The sequence below is a fragment of the Billgrantia endophytica genome (assembly GCF_002879615.1).
Taxonomy (GTDB): domain Bacteria; phylum Pseudomonadota; class Gammaproteobacteria; order Pseudomonadales; family Halomonadaceae; genus Halomonas; species Halomonas endophytica.
Genome location: NZ_PNRF01000013.1, coordinates 154,720 through 166,742, shown reverse-complemented (window position 1 = coordinate 166,742; position 12,023 = coordinate 154,720). Strand labels below are relative to the sequence as shown.

General features: G+C 63.1%; 12 protein-coding genes. All 12 read left to right on the top strand.

The annotated features are described in order from the left end of the window. Window positions 1-16: 16 nt before the first annotated feature. The 12 genes from tsf to lpxA all read left to right on the top strand — a co-directional run bounded on the left by tsf (window position 17) and on the right by lpxA (window position 12,020). Window positions 17-886 (top strand): translation elongation factor Ts, encoded by an 870-nt coding sequence (gene tsf / locus C1H69_RS07400; protein ID WP_102652764.1) that lies wholly within the window; start codon window positions 17-19, stop codon window positions 884-886. 118 nt (window positions 887-1,004) lie between these two features. After that, complete coding sequence (gene pyrH / locus C1H69_RS07395) at window positions 1,005-1,784, top strand: UMP kinase (RefSeq protein ID WP_240609863.1); 780 nt, start codon at window positions 1,005-1,007, stop codon at window positions 1,782-1,784. A gap of 4 nt (window positions 1,785-1,788) precedes the next feature. Continuing rightward, a complete protein-coding gene (frr, locus tag C1H69_RS07390; RefSeq protein ID WP_102652763.1) occupies window positions 1,789-2,346 on the top strand; it encodes a ribosome recycling factor in 558 nt (185 codons plus the stop codon). A gap of 69 nt (window positions 2,347-2,415) precedes the next feature. Further along, complete coding sequence (gene uppS / locus C1H69_RS07385; RefSeq protein ID WP_102652762.1) at window positions 2,416-3,192, top strand: polyprenyl diphosphate synthase; 777 nt, start codon at window positions 2,416-2,418, stop codon at window positions 3,190-3,192. Then, window positions 3,185-3,985, top strand: a complete 801-nt coding sequence (locus C1H69_RS07380) for a phosphatidate cytidylyltransferase (RefSeq protein WP_102652761.1) — start codon at window positions 3,185-3,187, stop codon at window positions 3,983-3,985. The genes uppS and C1H69_RS07380 overlap by 8 nt, the downstream gene beginning before the upstream one ends. Window positions 3,986-3,987: 2 nt before the next feature. Further along, complete coding sequence (ispC, locus tag C1H69_RS07375; protein WP_102652760.1) at window positions 3,988-5,181, top strand: 1-deoxy-D-xylulose-5-phosphate reductoisomerase; 1,194 nt, start codon at window positions 3,988-3,990, stop codon at window positions 5,179-5,181. A gap of 49 nt (window positions 5,182-5,230) precedes the next feature. Further along, the gene (rseP, locus tag C1H69_RS07370; RefSeq protein WP_102652759.1) at window positions 5,231-6,589 is read left to right on the top strand and encodes a sigma E protease regulator RseP; all 1,359 of its coding nucleotides are present in this window, start codon (window positions 5,231-5,233) and stop codon (window positions 6,587-6,589) included. 132 nt (window positions 6,590-6,721) lie between these two features. After that, a complete protein-coding gene (gene bamA / locus C1H69_RS07365) occupies window positions 6,722-9,064 on the top strand; it encodes an outer membrane protein assembly factor BamA (protein ID WP_240609861.1) in 2,343 nt (780 codons plus the stop codon). 27 nt (window positions 9,065-9,091) lie between these two features. Then, entirely contained in the window at window positions 9,092-9,595 is a 504-nt protein-coding gene (locus C1H69_RS07360; RefSeq protein ID WP_102652758.1) for an OmpH/Skp family outer membrane protein, read from the top strand. Window positions 9,596-9,641: 46 nt separating this feature from the next. Then, window positions 9,642-10,682 (top strand): UDP-3-O-(3-hydroxymyristoyl)glucosamine N-acyltransferase, encoded by a 1,041-nt coding sequence (gene lpxD / locus C1H69_RS07355; RefSeq protein ID WP_102652757.1) that lies wholly within the window; start codon window positions 9,642-9,644, stop codon window positions 10,680-10,682. Window positions 10,683-10,812: 130 nt separating this feature from the next. Next, window positions 10,813-11,256, top strand: a complete 444-nt coding sequence (gene fabZ, locus C1H69_RS07350) for a 3-hydroxyacyl-ACP dehydratase FabZ (protein WP_102652756.1) — start codon at window positions 10,813-10,815, stop codon at window positions 11,254-11,256. Next, complete coding sequence (gene lpxA, locus C1H69_RS07345) at window positions 11,253-12,020, top strand: acyl-ACP--UDP-N-acetylglucosamine O-acyltransferase (RefSeq protein WP_102652755.1); 768 nt, start codon at window positions 11,253-11,255, stop codon at window positions 12,018-12,020. The genes fabZ and lpxA overlap by 4 nt, the downstream gene beginning before the upstream one ends. Window positions 12,021-12,023 lie beyond the last annotated feature (3 nt).

The following is a 12,023-nucleotide window of genomic DNA, read 5'->3' as shown; positions in this document are numbered from 1 at the left end:
TCAAGAGGTGAATACCATGGCAGCGATCAGCGCCTCCCAGGTCAAGGAACTGCGCGAGCGTACCGGGCTCGGCATGATGGAGTGCAAGAAAGCACTCACCGAAGCGGGTGGTGACATCGAGGTCGCCATCGAAAACCTGCGCAAGAGCTCCGGTCTCAAGGCCGCCAAGAAGGCCGGCCGCACCGCCGCCGAAGGCGCCGTGGTGACCCGTGTCGCCGAAGACGGTAGCTATGGCGTAGCGGTGGAAATCAACTCCGAGACCGACTTCGTCGCTCGTGACGACAACTTCAAGGCCTTCGCCGACAAGATCGTCGAAGCCTTCTTCGCCGCCAAGAGCGAAGACGTTGCCGCCGTCATGTCCGGCGACCTCGAGACTACCCGCGAGCAGCTGGTACAGAAGATCGGCGAGAACATTTCCGTGCGTCGTGCCGTTGTCGTCGAGGCTGGCGAAGGCGGCCTGGTCGGTGAGTACGTTCACGGCGGCCGTATCGGCGTGCTGACCGTGCTGAAGGGTGGCAACGCCGAGGTGGCCAAGGATGTCGCCATGCACGTGGCTGCCATCAATCCGGCCGTGGCGCTTCCCGCCGACATGCCGCAGGAACAGCTCGACAAGGAAAAGGCGATCATCCTGGCCCAGCCGGACATGGCCGGCAAGCCCGAGCAGATCGCCGAGAAGATGGTCGAAGGCCGTCTCAAGAAGTATCTGGCCGAGAACAGCCTGACCGAGCAGCCCTTCGTCAAGGATCCGAACCAGACCGTTGCCGAGTACGTCAAGGCAGCCGGTGGCGAGGTGGTTGGCTTTACCCGCTTCGAAGTGGGCGAGGGCATCGAGAAGGAAGAGGTCGACTTCGCCAAGGAAGTGATGGAACAGGCTGGCCGTCGCTAAGGTCAGATGTTTCAGTTCGAGAACGGCGTGCGCGTGAGCGCACGCCGTCTCGTATCCGGCCGGTGAGTCGGCCGGCATGTTGTTGAGTTGCCCATCCGCTGATGCCAGGAGAGACGCCATGCCCCATGCCGATCGTAGTGACGCCCCCATCGATCTGGAGGCCAAGCCCAGGTCCCGCTCCGAAAAATCGAAGTACAAGCGCATTCTGCTCAAGCTTTCCGGCGAAGCCCTGATGGGGGAGCATGACTTCGGGATCGATCCCAAGGTGCTCGATCGCATGGCGCTGGAGATCGGTCAACTGGTGGGGATCGGGGTGCAGGTGGGCATCGTCATCGGAGGAGGCAACCTGTTCCGCGGTGCGGCGCTCAACGAGGCCGGCATGGATCGCGTGACCGGCGACCACATGGGTATGCTGGCCACGGTGATGAATGCCCTGGCCATGCGTGACGCCCTGGAGCGCTCCAATATCCGCTCGCGGGTCATGTCGGCGATTCCCATGAGCGGCGTGGTGGAGCACTATGATCGGCGAACCGCCATTCGCTACCTGACGTCGGGAGACGTGGTATTGTTTTCCGCCGGTACCGGCAACCCGTTCTTTACCACCGATTCGGCGGCCTGCCTGCGCGGCATCGAGATCGACGCCGATGTCGTGGTCAAGGCCACCAAGGTGGACGGTGTCTACGACAAGGACCCGGTGAAGCATGGCGATGCCATCAAGTATGACCAGCTGAGCTATGACGATGCACTCGATCAGAAGCTTGGCATCATGGATTTGACCGCCATCTGCCTGGTGCGGGACCATAATATGCCGGTTCGCGTCTTTAACATGAACAAGCCGGGCGCCCTGCTGAACCTGGTGATGGGTGGCAAGGAAGGCACGCTGATAGACAGAGGTTGACACTGTGATCGATGACATCAAGAAAGATGCTGAAAGCCGAATGAAGAAGAGCCTCGAGGCCCTTCATGGCAACTTCAACAAGATTCGTACCGGGCGTGCTCACTCCAGCATCCTGGACTCGGTGACCGTGGACTATTACGGCAGCCAGGTGCCACTCAACCAAGTGGCCACGGTCAACGTGGAAGATGCCCGTACCCTCAGCGTCGTGCCCTGGGAGCAGGGTATGGTGCCCAAGATCGAGAAGGCCATCATGACCTCCGATCTGGGGCTGAATCCGGCGAGTGCCGGCAGCGTGATCCGCGTGCCCATGCCGATGCTCACCGAGGAGACGCGCAAGGGCTACATCAAGCAGGCTCGTGCCGAGGCCGAGCACGCTCGCGTGGCGGTTCGCAACGTTCGTCGCGACGCCAATGGCGACTTCAAGTCGCTGCTCAAGGAGAAAGAGATCTCCGAGGACGAGCAGCATCGGGGTGAAGACGCTATCCAGAAGCTGACCGACAAGTATATTGCCGAGATCGATAAGCTGCTGGAAACCAAGGAACATGACCTGATGCAGGTCTGAGGAGCGTCGGGCGACGTTCTTGTCATCGAGCCGTTCGCCCGATACCGCCCATCCCCATTGCGAGACACCATGACGTCAGCGCAGACCTCAGGTTCCACCTGCCCCCCGCATGCTTCCGGTGATGGCATGCCGCGACACGTGGCCATCATCATGGACGGCAACAATCGCTGGGCCCGTGCTCGCGGGCTCTCCGGCGTGCGTGGGCATCGTGCCGGCGTCGAGGCCGTGCGCGCGGTCATTCGACGCGCTGGCGAGCGTGGCGTGGAAACGCTCACCCTGTTCGCCTTCTCCAGCGAGAACTGGAGGCGCCCCCCGGCCGAGGTGAGAGCCTTGATGGAGCTGTTCCTGATCGCCTTGAAGCGTGAAGTGAAAAAGCTCCACGAAAACGGTATCCGGCTGTCGGTGATCGGCGACCGGTCTGCCTTCTCCTCGTCGATCCAGAAGTACATTGTCAAGGCCGAAGCGCTGACCCGCGACAACACGCGCATGCACCTGGTCGTGGCGGCCAATTACGGTGGCCAGTGGGACATTACCGGTGCCGCTCGTCGCCTCGCCGAACGTGCCGCGACGGGTGAGCTCGATCCTGCCGAGATAGACGAAAAGGCGCTGGAGGGCGAGCTCTGCCTGGCGGGTGATGCGCCAGTGGATCTCTGCATCCGCACCAGTGGCGAACAGCGTATTTCCAATTTCCTGCTATGGCAGATGGCCTATGCCGAGCTCTATTTCACACCGCTGCTATGGCCTGACTTCGATGCCGGGGCCTTCGACATGGCCCTTGATGATTTCCGCCGACGGCAGCGCCGCTTCGGTATGACTGACGAACAGATCGAGGCTCAAGGTGCTTAGACAGCGGATCATCACTGCGGCATGGCTGGTACCGCTGATGCTGGCCGGGCTGTTCGGCCTGCAGGAGGGGGGCTTTGCCCTGTTCACGGCCGCTATCGTGCTGCTGGCTGCCTGGGAGTGGACCAATCTCGCCGGCGTGACCGAGCCAAACCGGCGCCTGGCGCTGGTATGTGGCCTGGCAGTGCTGCTGCTGCTGCTCTGGGCGGTCGGAGCCACCTTCTCCGTCTGGCCGCTATGGTTGGCGGCGGCGGGCTGGCTGGCCAATCTCTATTGGATCGTCCACTACCCCGCCAAGGTCGAACAGTGGCAGTCGGTGCCGTGGCGTCTGGCGATGGGGGTGTGGGTGCTGCTGCCGGCCTGGGTCGGCTTCAATGTGCTGCGAGACGCCGGTGCGATCTGGCTGCTGTTCGTGCTGCTGCTTGTCTGGGGCGCCGATATCGGCGCCTACTTCTCCGGGCGCGCCTATGGCCGGCGCAAGCTGGCACCTCGGGTCAGCCCCGGCAAGTCCTGGGAGGGCGTGGCAGGCGGGTTGGTGGTCACCCTGGTGCTGGCGCTGATTTTTGCCGTTTGGCAGGGCCTGGGTGTCGGTGGCGGCATCGTACTGGTCATCGTGACTGCCGTGGTGACCCTGGTATCGGTGCTGGGTGATCTGCTCGAAAGCATGCTCAAGCGTTACCGGGGCATCAAGGATTCCAGCCGTCTCCTGCCCGGCCATGGTGGTGTACTGGATCGTATCGATAGCCTGACGGCTGCGGTACCGCTGTTCGCGCTACTCGCTTTCGGAGTGTTGTGAACATGGAGGACTGTCACCATCAGCAGACCGTGACGGTTCTGGGGGCCACCGGCTCGATCGGCACCAGTACCCTGGATGTGATAGCCCGGCACCCGTCGCGCTACCGGGTGCATGCCTTGACCGCCCATCGTTCCCGGGATGCCTTGCTGGCACAGTGTCGGCGACATCGGCCGGAGGTCGTCGTGCTGGGTAGCGAGGCCGACGCCGGCTGGCTGCGGAGTCGGCTCATTGAGGCCGGCCTTGCCATCGAGGTGCGTGTCGGCACCGAGGCGCTGGTCGAGGTCGCCGAGGCGAGCGAGGTCGATGTGGTGATGGCGGCCATCGTCGGGGCCGCCGGGTTGTTGCCGACACTGGCGGCAGTGCAGGCCGGCAAGCGGGTACTATTGGCCAACAAGGAGGCGCTGGTCATGTCCGGTGCCCTGTTCATGGATGCCGTCGAGCGGCACGGCGCCACCTTGTTGCCCATCGATTCCGAACACAATGCCATCTACCAGTGTCTACCTACCGAACATCGTGGTGGCCTGTCGCGCCACGGCATCACGCAGTTGCTTCTGACGGCTTCCGGCGGGCCCTTCCGGGGCTGGTCGGCGGAAGAACTGGCCACGGTGACGCCGGGGCAGGCCTGCGCCCACCCGAACTGGTCCATGGGGCGCAAGATATCCGTGGACAGCGCCACTCTGATGAACAAGGGGCTGGAGCTGATCGAGGCGTGCTGGCTGTTCGATGCCCGGCCGGATCAGGTGAAGGTGGTGGTACACCCCCAGAGCGTGGTTCACTCCATGGCCGCCTACAGCGATGGTTCCGTGCTCGCTCAGCTGGGTAACCCTGACATGCGCACGCCGATCGCCTACGGGTTGGCCTGGCCGGAGCGTATCGACGCCGGTGTCGCGCCACTGGACCTTTTCCAGGTGGCGCGCCTGGAGTTCGAGTCGCCGGACGAAGAGCTCTTCCCCTGTCTGCGCCTGGCCCGCGAGGCCATGTCGGACGAGGGCTCGGCCCCGGTGGTGCTCAACGCTGCCAACGAGGTGGCCGTCGATGCCTTCCTCACCGGCAGGCTGGGGTTCACCGGTATCGGAGAGCTGGTGGCGCGCACACGCGATGCCCTGCCGGTCGAGGCGGCCAGCGATCTCGGCAGCATTCTCGAGGCAGACGCCCGCGCTCGCCACGAGGCGATCGCCTGGCTGAATCGGCGTTGAGCTGGCACCGGCTTTCGTCTGCCATGACGTTATTTGCAAGGAGACTGACTTGGGCCTGATCCAGAATGTGCTGGCCGTCATCGTGGTGCTGGGCCTGCTGATCACCTTCCATGAGTTCGGCCATTACTGGGTGGCGCGCCGCTGTGGCGTGAAAGTGCTGCGTTTCTCGGTAGGCTTCGGCAAGCCGCTCTGGTCCCGTGTCGATCGACACGGGACGGAGTTTGCCGTGGCGGCCATTCCACTGGGCGGTTACGTCAAGATGCTCGACGAGCGGGAAGCGCCGGTGCCCGACGAACTGCGCGACCAGGCCTTCAACCGAAAGACGGTGTGGCAGCGCATCGCCATCGTGGCGGCCGGGCCGCTGGCCAACTTTTTGTTGGCGATAGTGGCCTATTGGGCACTGTTCGTGGCCGGCACCACCACGGTGGCTCCGGTGGTCGGTGACGTGGCGGCCGACTCGCCCGCCGATCGCAGTGGCCTGCGCAGCGGCCAGGAGATCGTCTCGGTGCAGGGCGACTCGGTTCGTTCCTGGGATGACATCAACCTGAGGTTGGTGGCCTCGATCGGTGCGAGTGGTGAGCTTTCCCTGGAGGCCCGGGACGATGCCGCCGATGATGCCCGCGAGTATCGCCTCCCCGTGGAGAACTACCTGGTACGCCAGGACCCGCCGCAGCCGCTGGCCACCCTGGGCATCACCCCCTGGCAGCCGCCGTTCCCTGCGGTACTGGGGCAGGTCATCGAGGGTGAGGCCGCCGCCCGGGCGGGGCTTCAGGCCGGCGACCGTATCCTTGTCGTGAACGATATGCCCGTGGATGACTGGATGGACTTCGTCACTCTGGTTCGGGCAAGCCCCGGTGACACGCTCTCACTCGAAGTGGCGCGCGACGGCGAGCAGCTGGACCTGGCTCTGGTGCCTGGCGAAAGAGAGCTGGAGGCGGGTGTTGCCATCGGCTACGTTGGCGCGGGTGTCGAGGCGGTGGAGTGGCCGGAGGAGTATCGGCGCGAGATTCGCTATGGCCCCGTGGCGGCCCTGGGGCAAGCGGTGGGGCGTACCAGTGACATGACGCTATTGACGCTGGGCGCTATCCGCAAGATGCTGGTGGGGCTGATCTCGCCTTCAAACTTGTCTGGCCCCATTACCATCGCCCAAGTGGCTGGTGACACGGCGCGTACCGGTCTGGAAAGCTTCATCAGTTTCCTGGCTTATCTGTCGATCAGTCTGGCGGTGCTTAACCTGCTGCCCATTCCGGTACTCGACGGTGGCCACCTGCTTTATTATTTCGTGGAAGCGGTCCGCGGCCGACCGGTATCCGAGCGGACCCAGGCGCTGGGTCTGCGCATTGGCCTGGCGATGATCGCCACGCTGATGCTGATGGCGCTGTATTTCGATCTGATGCGTCTCTGGTAGCGAGCGACTCTACCCCCGGCCCGGGGGGACACAGGGAGGTGGAGCCCGGCTCCAGCCTTGTCAGTCACCCGCACAAATGTATAAGGTGCCTGTCTGGACGGGCAGGTGGATCAACGCGAGCGAAGCGACTGCATGAATATCAAGACCCTCGGACTGGCGGCTCTGCTGCTGGCCGGTTCCAATACGGTACTGGCCCAACCTTTTGAAGTTTCCGACATTCGCGTGGAGGGGCTGCAGCGGGTATCCGCCGCCTCCGTCTTCAACGCCTTCCCCGTCAGCGCTCGGGACAGGGTGGATGATCGCGAGCTCGCCGAGGCGGCGCGCAGCCTTTTCGCCACCGGTCTCTTTGACGACATCCAGCTGGCTCGGGATGGTGACGTGCTGGTCATCCAGGTGGTAGAGCGCCCGACGATCTCACGCCTCAACATCAGCGGTAACCGACAGCTCTCCGACGATGACCTGCGGGAGGGTCTGCGCGAAGCCGGGCTGTCCGAAGGCCAGGTGCTGCAGCTCTCGACCCTCGAAGAGATCCAACGGGAGCTGGAAGGCGTTTACCAGGCCCAGGGGCGCTACAGTGCGCGTATCGACGCCAGCGTGCGTGAAATCGACGAGGGCCGGGTCCAGGTCGACATCGACATCAACGAAGGTGCCGTGGCCAAGATTCACCAGATCAACATCGTCGGCAACCGTGACTTCGACGACAGCGAACTGCGCGACGTCTTCGAACTGAACGACCGTCCCGGGCGCTTCTTCGGCTGGTTTTCGAACGACGAGTACTCCCGCGAGGCCTTGGCTGGGGATCTGGAGCGGCTGCGTTCCTTCTACCTTGACCGCGGTTACGTCAACTTCGCGATCACGTCCACGCAGGTATCGATCAGCCCGGACAAGTCGCAGATCTTCGTCACGGTGAACGTTGACGAAGGAGGCCAGTACCGGCTGGGGGATATCCGCTTTTCCGGCGATATGCAAGTCAGCGAGCGCGAGGCGCGCGACCTGCTGCAGGTGGAAAGCGGCCAGATATTCTCCCGCAGTGACGTGACCGCTTCCACCGAAGCCCTGCGTGCCCGCCTGGGCGCCGAAGGCTTTGCCTTCGCCCGGGTCGAAGGCGTTCCCGAGCCCGCTGCCGATAGCGGTGTCGTGGACCTGACCTTCACGGTCGACGCGGGCCAGCGCGCCTACGTCCGCCGCATCAACTTCCTCGGCAACACCAGCACCCAGGACGAGGTGTTGCGCCGCGAGATGATCCAGATGGAAGGCGCGCCAGCCTCCACCGAATCGATCAGCCAGTCGCGTCGCCGCCTGGAGCGCCTGGGCTTCTTCCGTCAGGTGGATGTCGAGACCCAGCCAGTAGCCGGCGAACCCGACAAGCTGGATGTGACCTATACCGTCGAGGAGCAGCCCTCCGGCTCGGTTTCGGCGAGCATCGGCTTCTCCCAGAGTGCCGGGATCATCTACGGTGCGGCGCTGGCCCAGAACAATTTCCTGGGCACCGGCAACCGCGTGAACATCGGTGCCCAGCGCAGCGACACCTTCACCAGCGTCAACTTCGGCTTCACCGATCCCTACTGGACCCTGGACGGCATTTCGCGGGGCTACAACGTCTTCTACCGTGAAACCGACTATGCCGATTCCGATATCTCGACCTATTCCACCGACGCCTATGGGGCGGGGATCAACTTCGGCTACCCGATCAGCGAACTCTCGAGGCTCAACTTCGGGGCCAGCATCGAGGACCTGACGGTCAAGACCTATCGCGATACCGCCTCCGAGATCGTTCGCTATGTGGACGAGCAGGGTGACAGCGCCCAGAGCCTCAAGCTCACGGCCAGCTGGACCCGCAACAACCTGAACCGCGGCATCATGCCCACCGCCGGTAACTATCAGCGGCTTTCCCTGGAGACCGCGGCACCGGGCAGCGACGCTGAATACTACAAGCTGCGGGCCCGGGCCCAGCACATCTTCCCGCTGAATGAGGAGCAATCCTGGGCATTGAAGTTCGGTTCGACGCTGGGCTATGCCGATAGCTTCGGTGACGACCCCTTCCCGTTCTACGAGAACTTCTATGCCGGGGGGCTGGGCTCCGTACGAGGTTTCACCGCCAATACCCTGGGTGAACGCACCACGCCGCGTGAGGCGGGACGTGATCGTACCCTGGGGGGTAACATACTGGTCGAGGGCAGCGCCGAGCTGTTGTTCCCGATGCCGTTCATCGAAGACCACCGTTCCATCCAGACCGGTTTCTTCCTGGATGCAGGCAACACCTTCCTGACCGACTGTTACCCGGTGGTGGAAGGTGATGGCCCCTCCAATTGCTCGTCCGGCGTCGATCTCGGCGAGCTGCGCTACAGCATAGGCGTTGGCCTCTCCTGGCTGACCCCGGTGGGCCCGCTGACCTTCAGCATTGCCGAACCGCTCAACGATGCAAGTGGTGACGACACCCAGGTATTCCAGTTCTCCCTGGGTCAGACTTTCTGATCGACGATCGTTCGAGGAACAAGAAAGATGCGTAAGATAATTGCCATTTTCGGGTTTGGCCTGCTGGGTGCCCTTGTATCGCCCGCTTACTCGGCCGAGGTCGCCGTGCTGGACTGGCGCCAGGCGCTGCTCTCTTCCGATGCGGCACAGCGCTCCATGGAGCAGTTGGAGAGCCGCCTCAGCAGTCAGCAACAGGAGGCCCAGTCCCTTGGCCAGGAGCTGCAGAGCATGCAGCAGCGCATGCAACAGGGCGACAGCTTCTCCGATGCCGAGCGCCAGTCGATGGTTCAGGAGTTCCAGCAGAAAGGCAGTCGTTTCGAGCAGCTTCGCCAGGAAATCATGGAGGAGCAGATGCGCTCCGAGCAGGCTTTCCTGCAGGAAGCCGAACCGAAACTGGAGCAGGCGGTTGAGCAGGTCATTGAGCGTCACGGCATCCAGGTGCTGGTGGAGCCCCAGGGCGTGCTGCATTCCGATGTCGACCTGCCCAACCTGACCGGTGAAGTCATCGACATTCTCAACTCTCTCAACTGACCTGTCGCGGTGGCATGCCGCCGCGCTCTGCTTCTATCAGGCCTTCATGACGCAACCTGCCCCCCCAACATTCACCCTCGCCGCTCTCGCCGAACAGCTCGGCGCGAAGCTGGTGGGTGACGGAACGCGCCGCATGACGGGGCTCGCGACCCTGAGGGATGCCGGCCCCGACCAGATCGCCTTTCTGGCGAATCTTTCCTATCTGAAGGACCTGACCAGTACCCGCGCAGGAGCGGTGCTGCTGCACCCCGAACACGCGGGTGAGTGTCCGGTGGATCATCTGGAGCTGGATAACCCGTATCTGGGCTTTGCCCAGCTCTCGCGGCTCTTCGACCCCTTCCTGGCCCGTCCGACAGGCGGCATTCATCCGTCGGCCGTGGTGGCCGAAGACGCACGGGTGGGGGAGCGCGTCGAGATCGGCCCCCAGGCGGTGATCGAGTCGGGTGTGGAACTGGGTGACGAAGTGGTGGTCGGCGCCGGATGCGTGGTCGGCTCCCGCTCCCGCATCGGGGCGGGGTCCCGCTTGCATCCCAATGTGACCGTCTGTCATGGCGTGGTGATCGGAGAGCGAGCGATCCTGCATAGTGGCTGCGTGATCGGCGGCGACGGTTTCGGTTTCGCCCACGATGGTGGCCGCTGGCACAAGATTGCCCAGTTGGGTGGCGTGGTGATGGGCGACGACGTCGAGGTGGGCAGCTGTTCGAGCATCGATCGCGGAGCGCTTGATGACACCGTGATCGGTAATGACGTCAAGATAGACAGCCAGGTGCAGATCGCTCACAACGTGCGTATCGGCGATCACAGTGCCTTGGCGGGCTGTGTCGGTATCGCCGGCTCCACCCAGGTCGGCAGGAATTGCATGCTTGGTGGTGGCGTGGGGCTATCCGGTCATCTGACCATCTGTGACGGCGTGCAGGTCACCGGGATGAGCCTGGTCACCAACTCGATTCATGAACCGGGCATCTATTCATCGGGCACGGGTGCCATGCAGAATGCGCAATGGCGCAAGAATGCGGTGCGCTTCAAGCAGTTGGACGACATTGCCCGGCGCTTGGCCAGGCTCGAAAAGCGCGACCAGGAGGGTTGAGGCCTGGACAGGCGTCGCTATAATCCCTCGCCTGCGGTTCCTCATCCTGTGCGGGTAGTTCGGGAGGCTGAACACGGCATCGTCGCCGTTCCGCCGTTGGTTTCCCTATTTCATTTCAGAGGTCGCTTCGATGGTAATGGACATCAACGAGATTCGTGAATATCTACCGCACCGCTACCCCTTTCTGCTGGTGGACCGGGTGATGGAGCTGGCGCTCGGCGAGCGTATCGTTGGCTACAAGAATGTCAGCATCAACGAGCCGTTCTTCAACGGGCATTTTCCGCATCACCCGATCATGCCCGGCGTGCTGGTACTCGAGGCCTTGGCACAGGTATGCGGCATCCTGGGTTTCAAGACCGTCAACAAGCTACCGGCCGATGGCTATGTCTATTACCTGGTGGGCAGCGACAACGTGCGTTTCAAACGCCCTGTCATGCCAGGCGACCGTCTGATGCTGGAAGCCAGGGTCGAACGTGAAAAACGCGGCATCTGGAAGTTCGCCTGTCGTGCTACCGTAGACGGTGAGCTGGCCTGTGAGGCCGACATCATCTGTGCCGAGAGGAAGGTTGCTTGATACATACCACTGCCATCGTCGACCCCGGGGCGCGTCTGGCCGAGGATGTCGAGGTCGGACCTTTTTCCGTGATCGGGCCCGACGTCGAGATCGGGCCCGGTAGTCGTATTGGCCCCCATGTGGTGATCAAGGGCCCCACCGTGCTGGGAGCCCGCACCCGCATCTTCCAGTTCGCTTCCGTGGGCGAAGACTGCCAGGACAAGAAATATGCCGGCGAACCGACGCGGCTGGTGATGGGAGATGACAATATCATTCGTGAGGGAGCCACCCTGCACCGCGGCACCTCACAGGACCGGGGCGAGACCACGATCGGCTCACGCAACCTGTTCATGGCCTATGTCCATGTGGGACACGACTGCATCATCGGCAGCGACTGTGTTCTCGCCAACCAGGTAACGCTTGCCGGTCACGTCACGCTGGGCGATTTCGCCATCCTGGGCGGGCTGTCCGCGATCCACCAGTTCTGTCACTTTGGAGCCTATGCCATGGCGGGGGGAGGGTCCATCATTACCAAGGACACCCCTTCCTATGTGATGATCAACGGCAACCCGGCCAAGATCCATGGTCTCAACCTGGTGGGACTCAAGCGCCGGGGCTTCTCTCAGGAAGCGATCAGGGCGTTGACCGACTCCTACAAGCTGGTCTATCGACAGGGACTGACCGTGGAGCAGGCGCTGGCCGAGATCAGGAGCCGCCATCAGCTTCCCGAAACCGACGCCTTCGTTGCGTCGATCGAGGTCTCGAAACGGGGCATCATTCGCTGACAT

Coding starts and splice junctions, on each gene's coding strand:
- tsf (WP_102652764.1), top strand. CDS start 17: ATGGCAGCGATCAGCGCCTCCCAGGTCAAGGAACTGCGCGAGCGTACC.
- pyrH (WP_240609863.1), top strand. CDS start 1,005: ATGCCCCATGCCGATCGTAGTGACGCCCCCATCGATCTGGAGGCCAAG.
- uppS (WP_102652762.1), top strand. CDS start 2,416: ATGACGTCAGCGCAGACCTCAGGTTCCACCTGCCCCCCGCATGCTTCC.
- ispC (WP_102652760.1), top strand. CDS start 3,988: ATGGAGGACTGTCACCATCAGCAGACCGTGACGGTTCTGGGGGCCACC.
- bamA (WP_240609861.1), top strand. CDS start 6,722: ATGAATATCAAGACCCTCGGACTGGCGGCTCTGCTGCTGGCCGGTTCC.
- C1H69_RS07360 (WP_102652758.1), top strand. CDS start 9,092: ATGCGTAAGATAATTGCCATTTTCGGGTTTGGCCTGCTGGGTGCCCTT.
- lpxD (WP_102652757.1), top strand. CDS start 9,642: ATGACGCAACCTGCCCCCCCAACATTCACCCTCGCCGCTCTCGCCGAA.
- fabZ (WP_102652756.1), top strand. CDS start 10,813: ATGGTAATGGACATCAACGAGATTCGTGAATATCTACCGCACCGCTAC.